The 25,670-nt window shown below is 45.3% G+C and carries 19 protein-coding genes; 8 read left to right on the top strand and 11 right to left on the bottom strand.

The genetic code is table 11. The annotated features are described in order from the left end of the window. Positions 1-242 precede the first annotated feature (242 nt). Positions 243-2,129, top strand: coding sequence for a methyl-accepting chemotaxis protein (locus tag ACUALS_RS08770; RefSeq protein WP_331402661.1), 1,887 nt, complete (start codon positions 243-245; stop codon positions 2,127-2,129). A gap of 48 nt (positions 2,130-2,177) precedes the next feature. Here ACUALS_RS08770 and ACUALS_RS08765 read toward each other — a convergent pair whose 3' ends face one another. From ACUALS_RS08765 to pflA, 3 genes are all read right to left on the bottom strand, one after another. Beyond that, positions 2,178-2,678, bottom strand: coding sequence for a YfbU family protein (locus ACUALS_RS08765; RefSeq protein WP_038191170.1), 501 nt, complete (start codon positions 2,676-2,678; stop codon positions 2,178-2,180). 124 nt (positions 2,679-2,802) lie between these two features. Further along, positions 2,803-3,468, bottom strand: coding sequence for an energy-coupling factor ABC transporter permease (locus ACUALS_RS08760; RefSeq protein ID WP_038213734.1), 666 nt, complete (start codon positions 3,466-3,468; stop codon positions 2,803-2,805). Positions 3,469-3,536: 68 nt separating this feature from the next. Continuing rightward, positions 3,537-4,277 (bottom strand): pyruvate formate lyase 1-activating protein, encoded by a 741-nt coding sequence (gene pflA, locus ACUALS_RS08755; RefSeq protein ID WP_038213738.1) that lies wholly within the window; start codon positions 4,275-4,277, stop codon positions 3,537-3,539. 226 nt (positions 4,278-4,503) lie between these two features. Between pflA and ACUALS_RS08750 the strand changes: the two genes are divergently transcribed. Then, positions 4,504-6,384 carry a methyl-accepting chemotaxis protein gene (locus tag ACUALS_RS08750; RefSeq protein WP_454448197.1) on the top strand — a complete coding sequence of 627 codons (1,881 nt, stop codon included), beginning with the start codon at positions 4,504-4,506 and terminating at the stop codon, positions 6,382-6,384. Here ACUALS_RS08750 and ACUALS_RS08745 read toward each other — a convergent pair. The 3 genes from ACUALS_RS08745 to ACUALS_RS08735 form a co-directional block, all read right to left on the bottom strand. Next, positions 6,381-7,376, bottom strand: coding sequence for a lipid A deacylase LpxR family protein (locus ACUALS_RS08745; protein ID WP_454449243.1), 996 nt, complete (start codon positions 7,374-7,376; stop codon positions 6,381-6,383). The genes ACUALS_RS08750 and ACUALS_RS08745 overlap by 4 nt on opposite strands. 186 nt (positions 7,377-7,562) lie before the next feature. Continuing rightward, entirely contained in the window at positions 7,563-9,839 is a 2,277-nt protein-coding gene (gene pflB / locus ACUALS_RS08740; RefSeq protein WP_005474959.1) for a formate C-acetyltransferase, read from the bottom strand. Positions 9,840-10,166: 327 nt separating this feature from the next. Further along, complete coding sequence (locus tag ACUALS_RS08735; RefSeq protein WP_005474992.1) at positions 10,167-11,714, bottom strand: DUF3360 family protein; 1,548 nt, start codon at positions 11,712-11,714, stop codon at positions 10,167-10,169. A 665-nt stretch (positions 11,715-12,379) separates the two neighbouring features. Between ACUALS_RS08735 and ACUALS_RS08730 the strand changes: the two genes are divergently transcribed. From ACUALS_RS08730 to ACUALS_RS08710, 5 genes are all read left to right on the top strand, one after another. Continuing rightward, positions 12,380-13,150 carry an ABC transporter ATP-binding protein gene (locus ACUALS_RS08730; RefSeq protein WP_005475015.1) on the top strand — a complete coding sequence of 257 codons (771 nt, stop codon included), beginning with the start codon at positions 12,380-12,382 and terminating at the stop codon, positions 13,148-13,150. A 64-nt stretch (positions 13,151-13,214) separates the two neighbouring features. Then, a complete protein-coding gene (locus ACUALS_RS08725; protein ID WP_038213749.1) occupies positions 13,215-13,985 on the top strand; it encodes an ABC transporter substrate-binding protein in 771 nt (256 codons plus the stop codon). A gap of 83 nt (positions 13,986-14,068) precedes the next feature. Continuing rightward, positions 14,069-14,809: an ABC transporter permease gene (locus tag ACUALS_RS08720; RefSeq protein ID WP_005474978.1), complete on the top strand. Its 741-nt coding sequence runs from the start codon at positions 14,069-14,071 to the stop codon at positions 14,807-14,809. A 3-nt stretch (positions 14,810-14,812) separates the two neighbouring features. Beyond that, positions 14,813-15,490 carry an ABC transporter permease gene (locus tag ACUALS_RS08715; protein WP_038191156.1) on the top strand — a complete coding sequence of 226 codons (678 nt, stop codon included), beginning with the start codon at positions 14,813-14,815 and terminating at the stop codon, positions 15,488-15,490. A 142-nt stretch (positions 15,491-15,632) separates the two neighbouring features. After that, positions 15,633-18,353, top strand: a complete 2,721-nt coding sequence (locus ACUALS_RS08710) for an ImpA family metalloprotease (protein ID WP_454448196.1) — start codon at positions 15,633-15,635, stop codon at positions 18,351-18,353. A gap of 50 nt (positions 18,354-18,403) precedes the next feature. Here ACUALS_RS08710 and ACUALS_RS08705 read toward each other — a convergent pair whose 3' ends face one another. Next, a complete protein-coding gene (locus ACUALS_RS08705) occupies positions 18,404-20,086 on the bottom strand; it encodes an aspartate:alanine antiporter (protein ID WP_334474521.1) in 1,683 nt (560 codons plus the stop codon). A gap of 192 nt (positions 20,087-20,278) precedes the next feature. Beyond that, positions 20,279-20,548: a GrxA family glutaredoxin gene (locus tag ACUALS_RS08700; protein ID WP_038134227.1), complete on the bottom strand. Its 270-nt coding sequence runs from the start codon at positions 20,546-20,548 to the stop codon at positions 20,279-20,281. A gap of 266 nt (positions 20,549-20,814) precedes the next feature. Between ACUALS_RS08700 and ACUALS_RS08695 the strand changes: the two genes are divergently transcribed. Further along, the gene (locus ACUALS_RS08695; RefSeq protein WP_454448195.1) at positions 20,815-22,074 is read left to right on the top strand and encodes an iron-containing alcohol dehydrogenase; all 1,260 of its coding nucleotides are present in this window, start codon (positions 20,815-20,817) and stop codon (positions 22,072-22,074) included. Between the two features lie 26 nt (positions 22,075-22,100). Here the strand turns inward: ACUALS_RS08695 and ACUALS_RS08690 are convergent, their stop codons facing one another. The 3 genes from ACUALS_RS08690 to ACUALS_RS08680 all read right to left on the bottom strand — a co-directional run bounded on the left by ACUALS_RS08690 (position 22,101) and on the right by ACUALS_RS08680 (position 25,538). Continuing rightward, the gene (locus tag ACUALS_RS08690; RefSeq protein WP_005474070.1) at positions 22,101-22,955 is read right to left on the bottom strand and encodes a MurR/RpiR family transcriptional regulator; all 855 of its coding nucleotides are present in this window, start codon (positions 22,953-22,955) and stop codon (positions 22,101-22,103) included. A 282-nt stretch (positions 22,956-23,237) separates the two neighbouring features. Next, positions 23,238-24,884 carry a pyridoxal-dependent aspartate 1-decarboxylase PanP gene (gene panP / locus ACUALS_RS08685; protein WP_005474061.1) on the bottom strand — a complete coding sequence of 549 codons (1,647 nt, stop codon included), beginning with the start codon at positions 24,882-24,884 and terminating at the stop codon, positions 23,238-23,240. Positions 24,885-25,025: 141 nt separating this feature from the next. Continuing rightward, a complete protein-coding gene (locus tag ACUALS_RS08680) occupies positions 25,026-25,538 on the bottom strand; it encodes a hypothetical protein (protein WP_005474104.1) in 513 nt (170 codons plus the stop codon). Positions 25,539-25,670 lie beyond the last annotated feature (132 nt).

Genomic DNA, 25,670 nt, shown 5'->3' with positions numbered 1-25,670 from the left:
CTCGAACTCATTCGTAGGGTGAAAATGGTAGGTAAAAAATAGCGCTGGGAAGGACATGCTTATGAGTCTGATTAGCTGCTACACTGAGTGTGCACACGTTTTCACTGAACGTTATCTCAAAATAGCCAAGCTTTGTTTTGCAAACTTTCGAGCCAGATCATTATTTATTTCTAACCTCAAAATATAATGTCTGTGACTTTTAATAAGTTTATTAAATAACTAGAACGAATAGCGAATGAATCATGCTAAATAAATTATCACTGAAGAATAAGCTCGCCATATCCGCGAGTGTTGCCATCGTAGTCGGGGGACTATTGGTCGAAGGTTTGTCTTTCAAAGCATCGCTTGATCGCCTCAATATTGAGGTTGAGCAGCGTTTAGAGAGCACGGCGTCATCTTACAATCAATATGTGGCGGACTGGATTACATCTAAAGAACGCGCTTTAACTTCCCTTTCTCAAGAGTCGAAAAAAGAATCTATAGTCACTCATTTAAAGCAAGTAAAGGATTCTGCCGGCTTTGACAATGTGTTCATAGCTTACCCTGATGGGAGCCAGAACAACGCGAATGGGGTCGTGTTACCGCCAGGCAACGATGACCCTAGGAAGTGGGGTTGGTATCAAAACGCGGTAAAGCAGCCGGCAAAAGTGTTTATGGATAACCCAACGGTTGCCGCAGCGACCGGCGCAAATGTCGTCTCTTTGGGTAAAGCGCTTAACTTACATGGGGAGCAGGTTGTACTTGGCGCGGACGTTGAAATTACCGATATTTTGGGTGGCATGGAAAAGGTCATTTTGCCTGGCGACGGATACATGTTCATCGCGAATAAACAAGGCAATCTGTTTGCTCATCAGGATACGTCGCTTCTTAATGAATCCGTAACGCGTTTGGGTTTAGATGAGGCCACCATTCGCAAAGCGGTCAGCACTGGTCATGACATCTTTGTGACAGTTTTGGGCGAGGAGTCTGTGGTTTATGCCAATGAGATTGGCTCGACGGGTCTTACGACGGTGATCGTTGTGAACTATGACTCGTTAGTCGCACCTTTGTTTGGTGCTGTTTGGGGGCAGCTATTAGTGACGGGGATTGTGGTTGTCGTGTGTACACTACTGTTTAACATCTTGTGTACCATCTTGTTCCGCCCGCTGACTAATGTTTCTAACGCACTTGAGCAGATAGCGAATGGTAGCGGTGATTTGACTCAAAGAATCGATGTGGAATCTAACGATGAAGTGGGTAAGTTGGCGCATAACTTTAACGTCTTTGTCGGCAGCTTACAGCAATTGATTGGCCATATCCGCGAGCAGTCTTACCAGTTAACGGAGCAATCAGAGCTCAGTACCCAGCGTTCGAATCGTTCGGTTGATGAAATTCATCATCAGCAACAAGAAATCACTATGGTTGCGACAGCGGTAACTGAACTTGCGAGCGCGACACAAGAGATTGCCTCGCATGCTGAGCGTACCGCACAAGCTGCTCAAGACTCTACTTTGAGCACCGATAACGGGCACCTTCTCGTTGAGAACACGAAAGGTTCAATCAATAAACTAGCGATTGAACTGGAGTCAGCTCGTCAGGTAGTGGGCGCTTTGGAGCGACACGGCCAAGAAATCTCAACCGTGCTGTCTACAATTCAAGGTATTGCTGAACAGACCAACTTACTTGCGTTGAACGCAGCCATTGAAGCCGCGCGAGCGGGTGAGCAGGGCAGAGGCTTTGCCGTGGTGGCCGATGAAGTGCGCGTGTTGTCGCAGCGAACTCATTCCTCAACGGAAGAAATCAAAAACACCATCGCCGTATTGCAAGACACAACGGCTCAGGCTGTATCCATCATGGAAAGCAGTGGCGAACTTGCTGGGATGTCGGTTGAAGATGCGGACAAGGCTTCCGCCGCTTTGGGTGAGATTAACTCAGCGGTGACATTAATCAGCGACATGGCCACTCAAATAGCGACAGCGGCTGAAGAGCAAACGCATGTCACCAGTGAAATTACTCAGAACATCACTTCTATCAAAGACGTGGCTGATCAATTGGTGGTGGGTGCGAACCAAAGCTCAGAAGGGGCTCATCAAGTTCGGAGCCAAGCAGAGGAGCTCGTTGCCAAAGTGGCGACTTTTAAACTCAGCTAACAGAGATCAAAAAAGGGACCGTTCGGTCCCTTTTCTTTGTGCGTTAGGTTAAGCGTTAAAAATTTGCTTTAACTCGTTTGCGCACAAATGGTATTGGCGAGGGCAATTGCGCCATGTTGCAAGCATACGGCGATACTTCTCTTGCATTGGCATTTGCGCGTTGAAGTGATGGTCACCTTTGTCAAACTGTGGGTAAAGACCTTCAGAATCGGTTAAAAAGCGCACGTAGTTTACTAGCTGAGACTCACTCGCAATGTCGTAACCTAGGAAAGTTAGGCGGCGCTGGTCTACATCTTTGCGCTCTTCTTCATCTAACATTTTGTTTGATTCTTGCATTGCGTGATACATCTCCATTGTGTCGATGATTTCACGACATTCGGCTTCACTTAAGCAGCCAAAATCTTTATTTAACTCGCTCATTTGAAGCTCATACCCGCGCTCAACAATGGTCTGCAAGCGCTGATATTTAGCTGCGTTTGCTGGGTCCATTTGAGACATAAGGTAGTATTGGTTCGAAAGGATCAAACGTTGAGCGTTAGTCATTTCCATGGTGGCCTCACTAAAATAATCTAATACATTTTTAATGTGCTTAGGTTATCTGTTCGTGGATTGCTGAAACATGATCTCAACACATATTTAATATGAAAAGTACAAAGAATCCGCGAAAAATGACTCATTTTTTGTGGTAGTGGTTATAGATGTAATCGCGATCGGAAAAAACGCGCAGCCACTCAGGTTTGAATACCACAAACATGGTTAGCGCCATTCCATTGAGCAACCCTTCAGGAAAGGCGAGTAGCGGGATAAACACCAGATAGTTGTCTATGATGGTTGTCCAATCGTGACTTCCTAGCAGCCATATGTAGACACCGCTGGTGAGCAGGTGAAGTGAGCCAGTTACAGCGCCATTGAAGAAGCCAGCAACGAAGATAAAAACGAAAATATTGCGTGGTAAATAGCAGTAGCTAAACCGAAACACCAGTTGGCTGATAGCGATAGGAAAAAAGCATGAGAATATAAGATATTCAGGGACTTGGTACCAAGTTAGATCCGTCGTGAAGGTAAGCGCAGAAGTCGCGACGATAGAGAGCACGCACGCATTTTTCCAGCCATACATTAAGGTAAGCGTTGTCAGGGCTAAAAAGTGGATTGATAGCCCTTCTTTGACGCCTGCTTGTGCCGACCAAAGTAGAGTGAGCGCGGCAACCATGGCGAAAGTGAGATGCTGAAAAGTACGGTCGTGAAGAAACTTTGGCCAAAACACGTTCTTCACGTCAGACCAAATAAATGGACCTAGCGCCAGAATCGCAAGAAAAGCAAACAATTGGTGAAGTAGCACTCAAACTCCTATAAAAAAACCAACCTAGGTTAGGTTGGTATTTTTTACGAAAATGTGAGTACTTGGTATCAATATTTTACATTTGAGTGATACTGTTCAAGGATTGAAACAATCTTGTCCATGGTCTCTTTGGAAGGTGGGTTGATGCCTTCCAACGGATAGTCATGACCGAGCGCCTCCCATTTATGAGCACCAAGCTTGTGGTAGGGAAGTAACTCAATTTTTTCGATATTGTCCATATCTTTGATGAATTCACCGAGCATGTGAGCGGCTTCTTCATCATCTGTGTAGCCAGGTACCACAACGTAACGGATCCAAGTTTTTTGCCCTAGCTTATGTAGGTAACGAGCGAAATCCAACGTACGCTTGTTCGACACACCGATAAAATCATGATGGATTTCATCTTTCATATGCTTGAGATCAAGCATGACTAAATCCGTTGCTTCGAGGACTTCATCAATCACATCGGTGTGTTTGCGGATGTAGCCATTGGTGTCTAGGCAAGTGTGGATACCCTCTGATTGAGCTGCACGGAAAAAGTCTCTAACAAATTCTGGTTGCAGCATGGCTTCACCACCAGAGCAGGTCACACCGCCGCCCGAAGCGTTCATAAAATGACGATAGCTTTTTGCTTCGTTGATGATTTCGTCAACGGTCACTTCCTTGCCGCCATGAGTGTCCCAAGTGTCACGGTTGTGGCAGTACATACAGCGCATCAGACAGCCTTGCATAAAGACAATGAAACGGATTCCAGGTCCGTCGACGGTGCCACAGGACTCAAAAGAATGAATACGACCAGTTGTTGACATGAGCTCATCTCTAATAGGTTATTTGCGTGTCATTTTATTACAAAAAGTGTGGTTTAAATAGGGAAAGGGGGAGTTTCAAACAACATTTTACCGAATAAGAAAAAAAAACGTACTTAGGCTAAAATGTATGTTATAAAAATGTTGCGAATAATAATATTGATAACAAAAAATAAATAATAGTGGCTAGGCAAGTATTTTACATCCCACTGATGTTTAAGGATTATTTATGGATATGCTTGCGCTTTCACAGAAACAAAAAGTGATTGTCTTTTTGGTTATACTGACGATTGGATTTATTGCGTTAGCAGGGTACTCGTCGTCCAGGCTAACGCAAATGAGCGATCAGTATCACTCTAGTGCCGATATTGCTTCAGGTTCACTCTCTATTTATCAAACACAAAGTAAGATTCTTACACTGAGCAGCAACCTAGACAATTTGTCGGGGGCAAGTGTCAGTCAAGCCAAACAAGACATTTCAGTAATAGTTGCTTCTGTACAGGAAGACGCGGAGTTTTTAAACCGTGTCGGATTTGCCTCTCAGGCTGACACGCTCACCCAAAATGTGGCTCAGTTTGAGTCTGCAGCCAATCCGTGGTTAAAGCTAAAGTCGGAGCTAGGTTTTACCATCGATGAAGGGAAACTAGGCGAACTCAAACAACTTGCTACAACGATCGAAAAGAAAATCGAAGAAACAGGTATGGTGACCCTCAATTCAGATTTTCAGGCGATGGTGAAATCTCAGCAAAACTATCTACTTCAGCCCAATGAGCAAAATCTAAAACTGTTTAATCGTGCTATGGCTGGCTTTGAAAGCATGTCGAATGTTTATGCGATGTTGGAGCTATACGAAAAAGAAATAGAGCAGTATAAATCGACGTTCGTTAGAGTCAGTGAACTCTCACAACAGCTAGGCAGCGTTGAGCAACAGTTGTTGGTGTCAAAAGCACAACTCACTAAGATCATAGGGGCGATTACTCTTGAGCTTGCTTCTTTATCTGAACAATATCAAACGTCTGCTACTAAAGCGTCAAATCAGACCCTTTGGTCAATTTTGGTCGCGTGTACAGTGTTGGCTGTGTTGACCATTACCATATTTGTCATGCAGAGCTCATCACTATCACGTTCGTTGAACAAAACAAGAGAAGTGCTAAGCGGTGTATCCGCAGGTGACCTCTCTCAACGAATGTCGCTAACGAAAAATAAGAACGATGAGTTTAATCAACTAGCACAGAGCATCAACGAGAGCTGTGAAAATCTCGGTGGTTTAGTTCAGGGGGTGCAGCGAAGCAGTCAAGAGTTATCAGGTAACGCGGCGGAACTTAATCAGGGGTTAGACAAGCTTGCTCATCATCAAAGTGAGGTGTTGGGGCAAACGGAGTTGTTGGCGTCGGCGACAGAAGAAGTGAGCGTAACGACGCAAGAAGTTTCGAATTCATTAGAGTTTGTTGCAGAAATCAGCCGATCATCAACTCGTTCAGCAGAAGATGGCGCCAAAGTCATTGGTGCGGCTATCGGCTCTCTCGATGAAGTGGCGACCATTTTGACCTCAGCTGCTGGACACATTCAGCAGTTGGAAGATGCGTCTGCGAAAGTCGATTCGGTAATGGAAATCATCAATGGTATCGCTGAGCAAACAAACTTGTTGGCACTGAATGCTGCGATTGAAGCGGCACGTGCTGGTGAGCAAGGACGCGGTTTTGCTGTCGTCGCTGATGAAGTGCGAAGTCTTGCGGTCAGAACTGTAGATGCGGTCTCTGAGATTTCTGAGACAATCGACACCATGAAGAAAGAAAGCGCGGAGGTCATTCAATATATTGGCCAATCGGAATCATCCATGGCGACCGGACGAGAGCGCGGGCAAGAAGCGATGGATGCGCTAAAAACCATTACAGACAAAGCGGACGAAGCGTCCCATCAAACAGAAGTCATATTCCGTTCCATCAAAGAGCTGGCAACAACGAGTCAATCAATGGCTGATAACATGACTCAAATATCGGGTGCAATGAAAGATCTTGAAGAAAACAACGAACAACTCAAGGCAATCAGTGCGCAAGTTGAAGGAAGCGCGAGCAGCCTAAACACAGACTGCCAGCGATTCAATATTTAGAAAAACGCATACAACGAGAGGCTGCCATTTCCGTATAAGGAGTCGGACGCCTCTCGGTAATCTGGGGTTTTCGCCGCACTGCTCAAAGTCGCTCCAAAGCCGCGTCCATACCATGCAATGCCCGCCACAGCCGTCGCCTGCCAGTTTTCGAGTGTGACATCATAAATGCTCGGATCGGAGATTGAAGGATTCTCTTCAATGGCAGGACGATAGCCTTCGACGGTGAAATCATTGAACCTATATCGTCCCTCGATACCTGCAAACAAAAACCACCCTCCTTTTGAGCCACCTAACATCCCCGGTCTGAATGTGTATTCGTTATCGATGTTTGCCGCACCCATGCTACCGGCAAGATCCGTCCCCCACCGGAGCATAAAGCCAGTCGAGACATCAGAACGGAAACTACCGAAGTTACCTTCCGAAACGTTCGAGATTTCAAAATCCGTATTCGCAATAGAGCGCGCTCTTATCACATTAAAGTGAGACAGATACCCAACGCTACCGACTCTTGCATCTTCTATCTGGTAGTCCCAGCCGTTTGGCTCTTTTGACCCCGTGAGGCTGTGTACGATACTTTGAGCTCTATCAGCAAGAGAGCTCTCGCCCGTTGTACCAATTGTCAAATTGAAGCGTTGCGCTTGTTGTGGGTGGAGGCTGATGTAGTTGAATTCAGTGTGTAAGTAACCCGCGTATGGACGCTCATTTTCCAAAGGATAGTCGGCTGAAATGTCGCTAGGAGTATACATTTTGTGGCCGAGCGTGAACTCAATTTTATCGAGAGATGCTGCCCCCCAAATCGATAAACTCAATGGACTGAGAAGCCAGTGAGGGTTTATCGCGCTAGAGGTGTAAGTGAGAAAAAGACCATTGGTGTAGTCTTGATCCACACCAAACAGCCCATCATTGTCTAATGCAAATGTAAAAGTTGAACGCTCTGATGCGTGAGCATTCAAAGAGAGTAAGAGCAATGGAACTAAGCAGGTTTTTTTAATCATCATTATTGTTAACCGCGGCATACAAAGTGTGAAAGCTAAGCGAAAAGTAAATTTAGATCTATCACTGATATAAGCAATTATTATGCCGGGGAAAATTTGACGATAGGGGATACAGTGAGGGGTGTTTAGGGTACAAAAAAAGCCCCGCTTTTAAAGCGGGGCTTTCGATTCATTCAACTGAGATTATAGAGACTCAGTGAAAGTACGTGCGATTACGTCAGCTTGTTGCTCTGCAGTTAGAGAGTTGAAGCGTACAGCGTAACCAGATACGCGGATTGTTAGCTGAGGGTATTTCTCAGGGTGCTTAACTGCGTCTTCTAGAGTGTCACGGTTAAGTACGTTAACGTTCAGGTGCTGACCGCCTTCGATACCAGCTTCGTGGTGGAAGTAACCATCCATTAGGCCTGCAAGGTTAGCGCGCTGTGAATCTTCTTCTTTACCCAGTGCGTTAGGTACGATAGAGAAGGTGTAAGAGATACCATCTTTAGCGTGAGCAAACGGCAGTTTACCTACAGATGTTAGAGATGCTACCGCACCTTTCTCATCACGGCCGTGCATTGGGTTTGCACCTGGAGCGAATGGAGCGCCTGCACGACGACCATCTGGCGTGTTACCTGTCTTCTTACCGTATACAACGTTAGATGTGATAGTAAGGATAGACTGAGTAGGAACAGCATCACGGTAAGTCTTAAGCTTACGGATCTTGTTCATGAACACTTCAACAAGTTCACAAGCGATATCATCTACGCGAGCATCGTTGTTACCAAATTTAGGGTAGTCGCCTTCGATTTCGAAGTCGATCGCTACGCCATCTTCGTCACGGATTGGTTTAACTTTCGCGTGCTTGATTGCAGATAGTGAGTCAGCAGCGATAGATAGACCAGCAATACCACAAGCCATAGTACGGTAAACGTCACGATCGTGTAGCGCCATTAGTGCAGACTCGTAGCTGTACTTGTCGTGCATGAAGTGGATGCTGTTTAGTGCAGCAACGTACTGCTTAGCTAACCAGTCCATGAAGTGGTCTAGGTTGCTCCACACTTCGTCGAAGTCTAGTACTTCTGAAGTGATTTTCGGCATTTCTGGACCAACTTGCATCTTCAGCTTCTCATCAACACCACCGTTGATTGCGTAAAGCATCGTTTTAGCAAGGTTCGCACGAGCGCCGAAGAACTGCATTTGCTTACCAACAACCATTGGAGATACACAACATGCGATTGCGTAGTCGTCTGACTCCATGTCTGGGCGCATTAGGTCATCATTTTCGTACTGGATAGAAGACGTATCGATAGATACTTTCGCACAGAACTTCTTGAAGCCGTCAGGTAGTTGCTCAGACCAAAGTACAGTGATGTTTGGCTCTGGAGAAGGACCCATTGTGTATAGAGAGTTTAGGAAACGGAAGTTCGTACGAGTAACTAGCGTACGGCCGTCAAGACCCATACCACCCATAGATTCTGTTGCCCAGATTGGGTCGCCAGAGAATAGGTCATCGTACTCTGGAGTACGTAGGAAACGAACCATACGTAGTTTCATTACGAAGTGGTCAATCATTTCCTGAGCTTCTACTTCAGTGATCTTACCTGCAGCGATATCACGCTCGATGAAGATATCTAGGAACGTAGAAGTACGACCTAGAGACATAGCAGCGCCGTTTTGAGATTTAACAGCAGCTAGGTAACCGAAGTAAGTCCACTGAATAGCTTCTTGTGCAGTTTCTGCTGGGCGAGAGATATCGTAACCGTATTTCTCAGCCATAACTTTCATTTGGCCAAGAGCGCGGTGTTGCTCAGCGATCTCTTCGCGAAGCTGCATAGTCATTTGAAGATCTTCGCCGTTCTCAAATTTCTCTTGTAGAGAAGCGAATTGAGCTAGCTTGTCCTTCATTAGGAAGTCAATACCGTATAGTGCAACACGACGGTAGTCACCGATGATACGACCACGACCGTAAGCATCTGGAAGACCCGTTAGAACGCCAGATTTACGACATTTTAGGATATCAGGAGTGTAGATATCGAAAACACCCGCGTTGTGTGTTTTACGGTAATCTGTGTAGATTTCTTTGATTTTAGGATCCAGTTCACGACCGTAAACTTTACAAGAACCTTCAACCATGCGGATACCACCATTAGGGATGATAGCGCGCTTAAGAGGAGCATCAGTTTGAAGACCAACGATAGTCTCTAGATCTTTTTCGATGTAGCCTGCATCGTGAGCAGTGATGGTAGAGATAACGTCAGTATCGAAGTCAACAGGTGCGTGAGTTGAGTTCTCAATTTTGATACCTTCCATTACCTTAGCCCAAAGCTTGTTAGTTGCTTCAGTACCTTCAGAAACTAGGAAAGATTCGTCGCCTTCATACGGTGCGTAGTTCTTCTGAATGAAATCACGAACGTTAACTTCATTTTGCCAATCACCTTCAGCAAAACCTTCCCAAGCTTTAGCAAATTGCTCTGCCATGACATACCTACCTTTTTAGTAGAAAAAACACGTACCTATCTGATCCGTTGAGCGAGTCAGATTCCCTATAATGGGACGGTACACTCTTATGAATAACAATATGTATAGCCTTTAAATACGTTTATCGAAAGAACATAAAGCTATAAATATTGTCACTAGTTTTTACATTTTGTCCCATCAACTTGGCTTTAAGGGTAAACTAAAATTTTTTTGCAAACCTTAAACTAAATCAATAAAACGCCTTCTAGCTAAAAAAAATTTTAAAATATTTATTGAAACTAAAAAAAAGTTGAGAGCCCAAACAGGCTCTCAACGTCTATTGTGTTTTTAGAGGAATGCTGGGATTCCATATTGCCCTTCTAGCATACCAACTGCAAGCATAGCAACTAGACAGATAATCAGAACGCCAACTGGGATAACGATTTTGTCGACAAACGACAGGCGTGCTGCACGCTCTTTGTCACCAATTAGACCGTTGTTATCTAGCAGCATTGTTAGCGCCCATGCAAGAACTGGGTTAACAACTGCTGAACCAAAGATACAGATACCTGCTGCTTGAGAATCTTTCGAATCTTTTACCATTTGCATACCCGCTTCAAGTAGAGGTAGAGATACACCCACAAGAAGAGCAACACGCATTACTGGTGGCCATACCGCGATGTCCATTGGGAAACCAAGGATTGCGATGATCATTACTAGCAGACCTAGAAGGATTGCACCACCAGGGATAGGACGCTTAGCGATTGCTGCAGGGATCATGTAAGTACCCCAAGATGATGTGATGTTACCACCACCAACCGCTGTACCTACCATCTGACGGATAGAACACATAGTCATCGTGTCATCAACATCCATCAGTACTTTTTCAGTTTTCTTAGGGTAGTTCAGTTCTTGGAAGATACGGTGACCTAAGAAATCAGGAGACCACATCGCCACTGCAAGGATGGCAAACGGTAGTGATGCGATGAAGTGCTCCATATTAGGAAGACCTAGCATCCAACCTTCTTCTGTGCTGCCCCACCAGTAAACAGGGTTTAGGTTAGGAAGACCCGTTTCAGTAACGAACTTGATATCGAAACCTGCACCTAGAACGAGTGCAATGACCAAACCTGTGAAAGCACAGACTGGGATAGCTAACCAACGCTTGTTTACTTTCGCAAGGAATGCGTACAGTGCGATAGTCACTGCCAGTACGATAAGACCAACATAGCCCATGCTGCCAGCTGCTACTGTGTCAGACTGTAGACCAACCGCCCAAGCTTGGATCGAGTTGATTTGGCTCATGGTTCCGGTTAAACCAAGGAAGATAAGCAAACCGCCTGCGGTCCCCTGAGAGGTGAGGTTTACCAGCTTAGAGCCACCTTTAAGGAAGCTTAAAAGCAGACCAAATACACCGATAAGGATTGCCAATGCAAGAGGGTGTGCACCTGCTAAAGCGATGGTGCCGATAAGAGGGATCATTGGGCCGTGGTTACCGGCGAGGTTCGCTTTCGGGTTAATGAAGCCTGATGCGAGTACGCAGAATAGTAACGCAGGGATTAGCATTTCTACACGAGCAACCTCAATGGCGAAATCTTTACCAAGGTTTACGTGATCCCATGCTGCTGTAAGACCCTCTGCCCAAGACATCATTACCGCAGAGTACATCGCGATAATACCGATAGTACCTGCAAGCGCTGGTACCAAATCTTCTAATTCGAAACGGAAATCGCGACCAGGTAAGTTCAAACCAAAGCGGCGTGGCTTCATGATCTGAAGTTCGTGATCTAGATAGTCGCTACGGCTTTCAAACTCTGAAGCTGGACGGTGCAGCTCTCGGTAGCTCTTGTTTTCGATATCCGAATCAGAGTGCGGTTTATTGACTGCGTCTGACATAGATTCCTCATATTTAAAAAAGTTAATGATTCTTGGAAGAGTCGCCCTTAATTATTGTTTTCAGGCGTTCCTATAAAAACTCGCACAGCTTCCTGCATAAAAGTCCTTGTTCTATTGTTCTGTAGCGCAAACCCTTCGTGCTTAAGCTTAGACAATAGAAAAGACAAAAATTCGCTTATTGAGGCTTTTATCTTTGAGGCGAGTTTAACGTGCTAACCCTTAAGAGTGATTGATTTAGATCACTTTATGACAGAATGTGAAAGAAAACTACACACTTATAGGTTGTGGTTTAAATGGTGCAAACCCAAGCTGAAATTAATTTTCATAATGTAAGGTTTATAAGACAAGTTTTATAGTGTGCTTTCTGGTTCATATCGATTTCATGTTGAAGATTGCGTTAGATCTTGTTTTTATAAAAATGTTAATTGCTAGGCGTGTGATTAATTGTGCCTCTTAGTTTGATTTATGCGACAAATAAAGCCTTTTAAACTAAAAAGTGAATGATTAGTCGTAGGATCTAACTTAATATCCTAAAAGTGCAGGTTAATAATTTGTTGCAACTTGCGAGTCGTAGTGCTAGTTTGTAGCGAAATGTGAGTTAACACTCCACATTTACCCATCACACTGATGAAGGATGGGCAAAATAATAACAGGGAGTTGAGCGCATGAATGAAGTAGCAGCGCTGGATATAAAAGATTTACACAAGACCTTTGGTCAAAATGAAGTGTTAAAGGGTATCTCATTAGAAGCCCACAAAGGGGACGTCATTTCTATTATCGGGTCATCGGGCTCCGGTAAAAGTACCTTTCTTAGATGCATTAATCTTCTTGAGACCCCAACTGCTGGGGAAATTTGGGTTAACGGTGAGCTAATCCAAATGAAAAACAATCGTCAAGGAGAAGCCATTCCTGCCAACGAAAAGCAAGTTCAGCGTATCCGTTCGCGCTTAGCTATGGTTTTTCAAGGCTTTAATCTTTGGTCACATTTGACCGTCCTGGAAAACGTTATAGAAGCACCTGTGCACGTATTAGGTGTACCAAAAGCTCAAGCGATCGAAAACGCAGAACTTTTACTGAAAAAAGTTGGCCTGTATGAGCGCAAAGATTACTACCCAGGTCACTTGTCAGGAGGCCAGCAGCAGCGTGCGGCCATTGCCCGCGCGTTAGCCGTAGACCCAGAAGTTATGTTATTTGATGAGCCTACATCGGCTTTGGATCCAGAGTTGGTCGGTGAGGTTCTCGGTGTAATGCGTGATTTGGCTGAGGAAGGCCGAACCATGTTGGTGGTTACGCATGAAATGGCATTCGCTCGAGATGTGTCTAATCACGTGATGTTCTTGCATCAAGGGTTAGTCGAAGAGCAGGGCCATCCCGACAAGCTATTTACAAATCCAGATTCTGAACGCTTGAAGCAGTTCGTATCTTCTATCTACTAGCTGTAGTGACACAGCAAACACAACATAAGCAATATTTAAAATAAGAAATCACAGGAGTATGGAAATGAAAAAGTGGTTATTAGCAGCAACTCTGGCAGCAACAGCGGTATCTGGCGTTGCTCAAGCGAAAGATTGGAAAACAGTTCGCTTTGGCATTGAAGGCGCATACCCTCCATTTAGCTGGACAGAAGCAGATGGCTCTCTGAAAGGCTTTGATGTTGACATGGCCAACGCGCTTTGTACTGAGATGCAAGTCAAATGTAAGATAGTTGCACAAGACTGGGATGGCATTATCCCTTCATTACTTGCTCGTAAATACGATGCAATCATTGCGGCAATGTCTATTACAGAAGAGCGTAAGAAGAAAGTAGACTTTACTGGTAAGTACGCGCTTATCCCTAACAAGTTCATCGCTAAGAAAGGCGCAGGTCTAGATTTTGACAACCTAGACGGGCAGAAAATTGCGGTACAACGTGCAACGACGCACGACAAATACCTAACTGACAACTATGGCGATAAAGTTGAAATCGTTCGTTACGGCTCTTTTGATGAAGCGTACCTGGATCTAGCTAATGGTCGTGTTGCCGCAGTACTTGGCGATGCATCGGCATTAGAAGAAGGTGTATTGAATAAAGCGGGTGGCGAGGCATACGAATTTGTTGGTCCATCACTGACTGACCCTAAATGGTTCGGCGAAGGGTTTGGTATTGCGGTTCGCAAACAAGACAAAGACCTAACTAAGAAGCTTGATGCGGCGATTCTTTCTCTACGTGAGAAAGGTGTCTACCAAGAAATCGCAGCAAAATACTTCAACTACGACGTTTACGGTAAGTAAGCTCGATAATAAGGCCGCTGATAGGTTCCTAGAGGTAATCAGCGGCCAAGTTATATTTGAGTCTAGGGATCAGGAACTCACCTATGCTAGATCTACAAGGATACGAAGCCTCAATATTCAAAGGGGCCATAGTGACCATAGAAGTGGCACTACTTTCATTATTGCTCGCTGTTGTATTGGGCATGCTTGGTGCGCTTGCAAAAATGGCACCTTACCGTTGGGCGAGAGCCATCGCTACTCTCTACACAACAGTAATTCGCGGCATTCCCGATTTAGTCCTCATGATGCTGATTTTCTTCGGTGGACAAATCTTACTTAACAATAGTCTGTATTCCATCAATGAGTCGCTTAACGAGTGGTTTGCTTCTAGCGATCCAAATCATGAGTGGACATCTTACTTGCCGGATTATATTGATGTCAGTCCTTTCATTGCGGGGGTGTTGACAATCGGTTTTATCTTCGGTGCTTACATGGCGGAAACCTTCCGTGGTGCGATCATGGCGGTTGATAAAGGCGAACTTGAAGCGGGTAAAGCTTATGGTATGAGTCCAATCATGTCATTTCGTCGAATTCTTTTACCACAGATGATTCGTCATGCTTTGCCTGGCTTTGGTAATAACTGGCTGGTACTGCTCAAGACCACCGCTCTGGTCTCCATCATCGGTTTAGAAGATATGGTTCGCGTGAGTGCTTTAGCGGCAGGCTCAACCAAAATGCCATTTACATTTTATATGGCGGTCGCGATGATTTTCCTTCTATTCACCAGCATCTCAACGGGCCTTCTTAAGGTGGTTGAGCGCAAATTTAGCATTCATGCGAGGTAGAGTATGGACTTTTCATTGATCGTCGAAAGTTTACCTGTCTACTTGGAAGGTTTGTGGACGACTGTATGGCTGGTTTGCCTTGCATTGGTCATCGGTTTAGTTGTTGCCATACCACTTGGTGTTGCTCGCAATAGCCAGAATTATTTTATTTCAGGACCAAGTTGGGCGTTTATTTACTTCTTCCGTGGTACACCGTTACTGATTCAACTCTATTTGATCTACTACGGAATGGATCAGTTTTTCCCAGTTAAAGACACGCTGTGGGAGAATGCTTGGTTCTGTGCTTTAGTCGCGTTTGTACTCAATACCTCCGCTTACACGGCAGAGATCATTCGTGGCGCCATCAACGGTTTACCAAAAGGTGAAGTGGAAGCCGCGAAAGCTTATGGCATGAGTCATTTTATGACTTACCGAAGAATCATTTTGCCAAGTGCGTTGAGACGAGCGTTGCCAGCTTACAGTAATGAAGTGATCTTCATGCTTCACGGAAGCGCAGTTGCAGGCATCGTGACTATCGTTGACTTAACGGGTGCCGCTAGGTTGGTGAATTCGCGTTACTACGCGCCGTTTGAGTCTTTCTTAACGGCCGGATTATTCTATATGGCGCTGACCTTTATCATTCTTTGGTGTTTCAAACATGCCGAGAAGCGCTTCTTGGCCTACCTAAGACCTCTGAGCTAATCAAAAACGGCACCTTTTGGTGCCGTTGTTATTTTCGTTTTGTTATCACGCTTCAAACTTTCAAATTCGCTTTTCACCACCAGATTACTTTGCCTCTTTGCTCACTTACACTCGCGAGATTGACATAACAATAATCAAGAACATGAGTAAAAAACAGACATACACAGGTTTAGCCTTTACCTTATCTTTCTTTCTAATGGGGTGCGGTGGCGGAGGGGGTAGTGATTCGCCCGCAAAGGAGATGTTAACCGAAGTAGAAAGAGCACTTATCTCCGGAAATGCACTCGCCGTGAAAGACGCGAACGCGTTTATCTCGTACAACCGAACATGGGTTGAAAGTCATAAAAAGGTATTCGATCAGGTCAAAAAGTCCATTAATGGTGAGACAAGCGGCTTATTCTGGGATCCGACTCATGACGCGGCGATTTTGTCTCCAACCTATGGTTTCAACGATACCATTTTAATGACCAATAAAGCGATGCAAGATGGCTACACGGATCAGACGCTATCGATTGGTGTCGCTGGAGTTGAACCCAGTCGATATGCCGTTTTAGCAAGTAATCCATTTCGTACGTCAAAGCGCTTTCCATCATCGGTCAATGACCAAATGGCACAATGGATGGATAACTTACTGGTTTGGCTAAATGGGGCTCCATTCGCTGGCGAGACCAAGGTGGTCATAGCGCAAATGGATCAGTCTTACTACTTTCCAGACGAGACAGCAACGCGAGAGTGGCTAGATGCTCGTTACGGAAACAGGCTCAAATATAACGACGCAAACACTTGTGACGGTGCATCGCTGCTGGCTTGTGTTGAAGCCAAACCTAATTTACTGATTCTCTCTCAGCATCTTGAGCAAGCAGACGAGCTTAAGTCGGTTGAGCAGGCTGTGGCGAGAGCTAAGCAACTTAACATCCCCATCTTGTATCTACATTGGGATGGCGGAATGACCGCATTAGGACAATCGCTGTTTCGCGAATTTCGCGTCAACTATGTTGGCGATAACTACTGGCGCAAGCTAGGCGTTTCTGATTGGAATGGTAACGAACTACTGAATACGGTTCCTGAACACATTGAGTGGCAGCAAACATTACTCAAACGTTTGGAGGATGACTCATTCACGGTTGATTTAACCCTATGTGACGACAAATCCTGTCCCGATGAGGCGAACATGGCGACGGAGTTTTACTCCGCGGCGCAAAGTATTCGAAATCAGCTAGGTTTGTTGGATGAGCAGGGAATTCGTTTGTTCGACTCAAAAGGCTATGAGTATGAAAAATCCATTGTGCTATTGGCAGACCACTACCGCCAAGACGTACAGTTCCCAATGGATAAAAGTACTACAGAGCGTATCAATTTTCTGCGTTCCTACTTTGCTGACTACGTTCAGTACAATAGTCGCGACATTAACCCCGCGCAACCAGACATGGGTAACTTCAGCCGCAGCGAATTCGATGATCAAGTCGAGCGCGTTACCCATACCGTAAATCTGGAGTCAAAACGAAACTTTCGCGCTGCGGGTGTTTATGCTTTGCCTGGAGAAACATTCACTGTTACCCGCAATGATCGCTCTCCGGTGACAACAAAAATTGTCGTCAACACATTACGAAGCGGCGCCACGCATGAGTTTTCCAAAAATGGTTACTCTAGACCTAAATTGCTAACGTCACATGCCTACACTGTACAACCGGGTGAAACGATTCGTTTAACGTCGTCCTACGGTGGTCCTGTTCAAGTACACTTTGATACCAATAATCAACCTGTGGAGCTGACATTCCAAGGCGTGGCCCGTCATCCAGTTTGGCGAAGTAGTGCAGATAACGAGAGTTTTGTGACTCAACTGAATGCAGGGCAATTTGACTGGGCGGAGTTGATAACCCCGGGTTTCGAAGTACATTCAAAAACAGACAAAATGATGGAATCAATCGGCGCGGAGGACTGGGCTCAACCTGCCGATATGGCACTAGCAACCGAGCGCTACGTGCATAACTTGCCCCATACACTGGCGGGATTTCAAGGACCGGGAATTGATAAGATTGCCGATATCCATCAATACGCTGAAACCAAAGGTTGGCAGATCGAAACAATTGATATCGTGAAACACATGAATGCGGATCAAGCGACGTGTGGTTATGGCTGCTCTGGAAATCCATATGATGCGTATTGGTCTTTCCACCCATTGGGGCATGGAGATTTGCACGAACTTGGTCATGGATTAGAAAAGGGACGTTTCAGATTTGCTGGCTGGGAAGGACACTCGACCACGAATTATTACTCCTACTACAGTAAGTCACGCTACCTCGCTGAGACGGGTAGGGAATCAACCTGCCAGAATTTGGATTTTGCTGGTCAATACCAGCTGTTGCAGCAAAGTCGTTTGAACCCAGACCCTAACGCTTTTATGGCGGCACAAAATCAGACTGGCTGGAGTTGGGGGGCACGAGTTGTTATCCAAATTATGATGCAAGCAGAGAACCAAGGTGTGGTTAACAATGGTTGGCATTTGCTTGGTCGGTTGCATATCTTGGAACGAGAGTTCAATCGCCTAAAAAGTGATGATGAACTCTGGTTGGCAAGCCGAGCGAACATTGGCTTTGCGAGCTACAGTCGTGATGAAGCAAATGCAATCAGCAATAACGATTGGCTGCTAATTGCATTTAGTACGATAACCAGCCGCGATATGCGCCAGTACTTGGATATGTGGGGATTCAGCTTCTCGGACAAAGCCAAGCAAGAAGTGATCGCGAAGAGCCTACAGTCGATGCCTCTGAGCTACTTTGCAACAAGTGGGACGGGCTATTGCCGAGATGAGTTCGCGAAGACAGAGATTCCTGTTGATGGGACAACTGTTTGGCCGCTATAAGCAGTAAACAAAAAGAGGAGGCAATGCCTCCTCTTCCACGTTGTCTAGGGTCAACTCAATATAATCAAAATGGTACCTGCCAACGTCATCAAGATATTGGCGATAGCATATGTACCCGCATAACCTAAGGCTGGAATCGTCGATTTCGCGTAGTCATTCACAATGTCCATCGCCGGAGCGCAAGTGCGCGCACCAATGATGGCACCAAACAACAAGGCTCGGTTCATCTTAAGTAAGTAGGCGCCAACTAAGTAAGCACAAACAACAGGCAGTACACTGACCAAAAATGCTAGCCCGATGACCTGAACCCCCACTTGTGATAGATGCTCAAACATTTTTCCACCGGCACTTAAGCCAATGCCGACCATGAATATCATTAAACCTAAGTCTTTGACCATGTTGAGCGCCCCTTGAGGGACATAGCCGAACGTAGGGTGATTTGCACGTAAAAACCCTAAGGTAATGCCAGAGAGTAAAAGACCAACCGCATTACCCAAGCCAAATGACACATGCCCGAAGGTCATGGTGATCAAGCCGAACATGATGCCAAGAATAAAAAAGCTACAAAAAGCGAGCAGATCCGCCATTTGGCTATGAATTGAGATGAAACCTATTTTCTCTGCAAGACCATGGACGCGACTTTTCTCGCCACTGACTTGCAGTACATCACCTTTGGCTAGAACAATGTCCAAGTCCATCGGCATTTCAATTTGAGCGCGAACTACACGGTTCAAGAAACAGCCGTATTCAGACAGGTTGAGGTCAGAAAGACGCTTTCCTGCAATCGCATCACTTTTGACGACGATTTCTTCTTCGACAATGCGTAGATCGAGCAGGTTACGGTCAAATACTTCTTTGCCGTTTCTAAAGCTTGGGTCAAGGCGAGCGTGGCTATCAGGGAAGCCGACTAATGCTATTTCGTCACCTTCTTGCAAAATGGCGTCACCATCAGGGTGGGCGAGAATCCCATTACGACGGATTCGTTCAATATAACAACCGGTTTGTCGATAAATACCCAGCTCTCGAAGGTTTTTGCCATCAATCCAATCGATCAGCTCCTGGCCGACTCGGTAAGCGCGGATGATCGGTAAGTAGACCTTTCTTTGCCCTGTGCTACCAAGCCCACGTTCTTGAGCAATTTGCTGGGCGGAATCCGATAAGTTTTGTTTTTGCAACTTGGGTAACAGCTTTGCAAACATGATCATGCTGATCAGTCCAATCAGGTAAGCCATCGCGTAGCCCACAGAAAGATTCTCAAGCACCAACGAGAAGTCCATGCTGCGTGGAACCGTTGCCAGGCCTGAATTCAATGCATCCTGGGCGCCAACTAAAACAGGAGTTGAGGTGAGTGCGCCTGCCATCATACCGGCGGATAATCCGAACCCTAAGCCGAGGTAATGACTGCCAAAGTAAGTGATGCACACAGCTGTCGACAACACCACCATACTCAATATGAAATAGTGTTTACCATCACGGAAGAAAATACCAAAGAAGTTTGGCCCTGCTTCTATACCAACACAGTAAATAAACAGCATGAAACCAATGGTTAATGCATCAGCGTTGAAGGTGAAACCAAGGTGTCCCATGACCAACGCGGTAACTAATACGCCGATTGAATTACCAAGTTGAAGGTTTCCGAAACGAATTTTGCCAATCGCGAGACCGATGGCGAGAACCACAAAAATGAGGAGGATAGGGTTTTGCTCGAGCAATTGTACGACGTCGATGTTCACTGGGCAGGTCTTGTATTTTGCCGGGGTAAGTTAAGTGTGTGAATTGTATCTCAATGCTGTGAAATGGATAGTGAAATTTTTTATATTTTACTCTGAGTTTACATAACAAGAACGAATGCCAAATATCGGTCAAGCGGAGCGAACGATAGGCATTAAAAAAGCCGCGTTAAGCGGCTTTCTTGAAACAGTGGATTACTCGTCGTCGAATAAACCTAGGTGCTCTTTTGCGTATGCTTCGAAGTCGTCACAACCACCGATGTGGTCTTGGTCGATAAAGATTTGAGGTACAGTCTCAACCGGTTTGCCTACTGTCTTCTCTAGGTCAGCTTTCGAGATGCCTTCCGCATGAATGTCTACATAGCGGTAGTTGAAGTCATCGCGCTTTGCTTTAAGCGTTTCTGCGTGCTCTTTCGCACGAACACAGTATGGGCAAGCTGGGCGACCAAAGATAACTACGAACATATTCTTTCTCCTATTTTTTGTTAAAGCAACTATGCCCGATCCAGAGTCGGAAATAAAGAAGCAATTACCTGTTGTTTCGATAGATGAAACCTATTGACGAAAATTTGATCGGTACTAGTGAGTTCGCGGTATAAAAAGCGAATTTGGTCGATAAAACACTATTATTAACAAGGTTATTTTGTACAAGTTGCACCAGTTCAATTTTATTTCACCTAGACAAAGGCATGCTAGAAAGAGTTTAGGCTTGCTTAAGGGGAGTCCTGTTTATGTTTCAGTTTATGACCTCCACAAGAATCATATTTGGTGAAGGAGCGCTTCAATCCTCGCTGTCTGTACTCAACCAGTTTGGGTATAGCGTTTTATTGGTTTCCGGAAAAACGACTGATCGTGCCTCAGTGCTTATCAATTATCTCAAATCACAAAACATGCGTTATCAGCATGTTGCAATATCTGGTGAACCCAATATCACAATGGTTGAAGAAACGGCGTTAGTCGGACGCAAGTTCAAGCCAGATATGGTGGTGGCGATAGGTGGTGGTAGCGTACTTGATATGGGCAAAGCGCTCGCTGCTGTGATACCCAATCAAGGGGATGTGTATGACTATGTTGAGGTGGTAGGTCGAAATGTCCCTCTTAAATCGAAACCTTTACCCTTTATTGCCATTCCAACGACTGCAAGTACGGGATCGGAAGTGACTAAAAATGCTGTATTGCGCTCAGGACAGGATCAAGTGAAAGTCAGCCTTCGTAGCCCAGATATGCTCGCTGACGTTGCGATTGTTGATCCAACCTTAACCTATGGCACCGATCTTTATAAATCGGGTAGAGGGGCGATGGATACCTTTACTCATTTAATGGAAGCATACGTGTGTGGTGATCCTAATCCATTAACGGATATGATTTGCGAAGAGGGACTCCGGCGGTTAAGCCGCTCGTTGCTTGCTGGTTGTATTGATGATGATTTTCGAGCCCGCTCTGATTTGTCTTTTGCGGCGATGCTAGGAGGCATGGCCATTACCAATGCGAAATTAGGTGCGGCTCACGGACTTGCGTCTGCACTAGGGGGGAAGTTGGAAGCACCGCACAGCGTTATTACGGCTAGACTCGCTCCTCACGTTATGGCTGAGAACATCAAGGTAGCGCAACAGCAGGGAAGAAACGATTTGTTAAGCCGCTATACCCATATGGCGAAGCTGTTAACTGGGAATGAAGACGCAAGTCGAGAAGATGCGATCACCTGGGTAAGTTGGGCGCTCGCTAAGCTAAACTTGCCGCAACTCAGTCAGTTTGGGGTGTGCGCAACGTCGTTTGAAACGGTCGCGGAAGATGCGCTTAAATCTGTGGCGATTCGTGGAAACCCAATACCACTGACGAAAGAGAGGCTCACTTACATTCTTGAGCAAGTGTGCGAATGTCGGGGTGATTGTGAGCAAGCTCAGCCGGTTGGTGAGCTGTCGAAAACGGAACTGATCCACAGTAGTGGTTATGTGGAGCCAAACAAAACGTCAAACTTACAACAAGAGTAATAAAAAAGGAGCCTAAGGCTCCTTTTTTAAAACTGAGATAGCTTGTCGTAACGAGAATCTTTTAATGCGTCTTTAACACGCTTAAGGTTCTCTCTAAAGCCTGTGCCTCTGCGCAATGTAAAGCCTGTTGCAAGGACGTCAATTACGGTCATCTGAACAACTCGACTTGCCATTGGCATGTACACGTCTGTGTCTTCTGGGACATCAAGAGAAATCGACAATGAACTTGCTTTATCAAGTGGTGAATCTTTCGCGGTAATCGCAATCACTGTTGCACCATTTTCGCGAGCAAGGTTGGCAATCTCAACCAGACTTTTGGTACGACCTGTATGAGAAATCAACACAACCACATCATTGTCAGTACAGTTAATACAACTCATGCGCTGCATTACAATGTCTTCAAAACAAGTGATTGGAATATTGAAGCGAATGAACTTGTTTTGCGCGTCTTTCGCCACTGCAGACGATGCACCCAAACCGAAAAACGAAATTCGTTTCGCTTGGGTTAGCAGATCTACAGCACGATTGATTTGCATCGAATCAAGGCTATTTTTCGCAACATCCAGACACGCCATAGTCGATTCAAAAATCTTGTGCGTGTAGGCGTCTGGTCCATCGTCTTCTTCAACGTTACGATTTACGTAAGGCGTACCGTTCGCCAAACTTTGGGCCAAATGCAGTTTAAAGTCTGGAAAACCTTTGGTATCCAAGCGTCGACAGAAGCGGTTAACCGTTGGCTCACTTACATCAGCCATCTTTGCCAGCGTAGCAATACTAGAGTGAATCGCAGTTTGTGGAGACGCCATGATAACTTCCGCTACTTTGCGTTCTGACTTACTGAAATTCTCTAGGTTTTTCTGAATTTTTTCTAATGTGTTCATAGTGTTCACGAGGGTAAGAGAACAACTCGCTAGACATACCAATCGAAATATTCGAGAGGAAACAAACTGTTCCCTAATAGGTACTCACTATCTAGCGCCATAGGGCCAGTATAAACCTAAGCCATAGGTTTACAGTAACAATTATCGGCTCGAAGTGGTGATAATATGACAAGCCTCAAACTAAATTTTGTCAAAACTACACAAATGAAATCTAACCCGCACATTTCATTGCTTATTTGGCCAGTATTGTTGCTCGAATTACAAGATCTTAGAAAGAAACTTTCACTTGTTGCTGATTGAATCGACGACTGATTCGATTCTAGCCATTAAATTCGGTGCTGTTTTTGCGATCTCACGTTGCTCGACCAAAACAGAGCTAAGAATGTCTCGGCTGGTTAACGGGTTGGCTAACACCACTCGGAATACGATGGTATTCAAACGCTCCCACTGACTAGGATTTAAACGAGTCCTTGATACGAAGGACTTACCCGTTTCACGCTGACGCTTTTGAATGTATTTCGTTAACTCGTTGAGAAGCTCATTGAGTTCTGCTTTTTGGGTGGAGTCTGCTTTTTCTAACGCGTGACGCACATGAGTTGGGATGTAGCGATAGGTAAGTAAACACAGTTCTGGTTCTGAAACGAGTTCAAAGTCAGGCTGCTGTTTGATCAATGAAGCAAAGTACTTGGCTTTCTCGATACTCTGATCGATCAACAATTCATACCCAGGACGGCTGATAATGTGCATGGCTGCGTAAACCAGCATCGCCATACCGGAACGCGATCCTTCCAGTGTGTGGCTACCAAGGTCTTTTGACCCCTTGCGCAGAATATATTGGGCGTGGTGTTCAATAGACTTCATGGCGTCTGGGTTTTTAAACAGCACCATTCCCGCACCCATTGGGATGTAGAGCTGTTTATGCGCATCAATGGTCACTGAGTCAGCCAGTTCTACTCCATCGAGCAATTGACGGTAGTTGTTCGACATTAAAGTCGCGCCACCCCAAGCAGCGTCGACGTGGAAATGGCAGTCTTCTTGTGAACAAATATTGGCGATGTCACGCAAAGGATCGATATTGCCTGTTTCTGTCGTGCCAGCTACCCCAATCACAGCGAATGGTTTGATGTTGCTTTGCTTTAACTCGGCGATTTTCTCTTGCAAGGCAACAGGGTCAATGCGGTTGTTGTTGTCTGTTTTGACAGCAACCAACCCTTCTTGGCCAATGCCCAGCACATCTGCGGCTTTTTTCAATGAGTAGTGGCCGCGCTCTGAAACCAATACCGCTAATCCTTCATAGCCGTAATGCTTCATCGCTTTGAATAAGCCTTCTTTTTCTACACCTTTGAATTCACCTTGTGCTCGCAGTGCATTATTGCGAGCGACCCAAAGCGCGGTGATGTTGGCGATGGTACCACCAGAGCAGAAAGCGCCAAGGGAATGATTTGCGCTGTGCATCCACTGGCTGTAGAAAGAGTCTTCGCGGTGATAGATAAGGCGATGCAGCATCCCAAGAACTTGACGCTCTAGCGGAGTAAACGCTTTTGATGTCTCAATTTTCACCAAGTTTTGGTTAAGTGCGATCATGATTTTAGACAAGGGCATTAGAAAATAGGGTAATGCGGATGTCATATGACCAATGAAGCTTGGTGCCGAGGTATGGACGGAGTGAGAGACGAGTGTGTCGAGCAGGTGTTGTGTATGGTCCGAAACGAACTCCGGTTGCTCAGGAATCGTCGCGTTAGAGAAATCTTTCTCAATTTCCCAAAGCGGTTTTTCTTCAGCAACGATATGCTCACGCAAAAACTTATTTAAGTTGCGTGATAGCTCTTCGTCGATTTGGGTTAGCGTTGAGTCTGGCCCTTCAGGTACTGTGAAAATTCGAAGTAAACTTTCGAAGCTCACATCAGCCGTTTTATGTTCAGATACCATACAGCTACATTGCTCTAATCTTTTTTCTTGCAAGCGGGACAATCTAAACGAAAACGGGCACAAAGTCCCGTTTTAAATTCGCTAATCTTAGTTTTAAGTCCGTCAAATTGGTTGCGATTTGAGCGAAAAGTCGGCAATACGTTATTGACAGTTAATCGACTCTAACTCTTTGATCGCTGCATTATAGCGCTGCAATGCGGAGTCGATTTTTGTAGGGTGACTTAAAAGATCGGCAAAGGCTGAACGCAATTCGTAGTTCTTTTCGTGTGGCTTAGCTTGGCGGTCTGCAAAAGTGGTTTTGGCCAGTTGTCCTAGCTCATCACTACGCGACGCAAGCACTTTGATGTCTTTTTGTTCCAACTGTAACCAACCTTCGACGGGTTGGGCTGTTGCAACTTTCGTTGCGTCATTGTCAAGGTAGTAGTGGACAGCGGCACGATTAAGCTCAAAGTGGTTCACACGACCGTTCAGAAACCATTTGGAAACTTCGGCTAAATCCGGATATTGCTCTGCAGTGAGTTTTGACAAATCTTCATACCAATGCAGTGATGCATCGATATAAGCATCGTATTTTTTTGATAGACAAGCATTGTCGGCTGCAACAGCGAGGGACGATGAGGCACTTAGAGCGAGTGCAACAATCAGGCGTTTCATATTGATTCCTTTTGAATAATCGTTCTTATAGGCTCCGTAGATTGTATTTCAATTCTACGGGCGACTTTAAATTAGGGCTTGCTAAATTAATATTGAGCGTCGTGGTTAATATAGTGAATTTTGACAATGATT

The organism is Vibrio sp. NH-7 (assembly GCF_053643215.1).
This window is presented reverse-complemented; position numbering and strand designations above follow the sequence as displayed.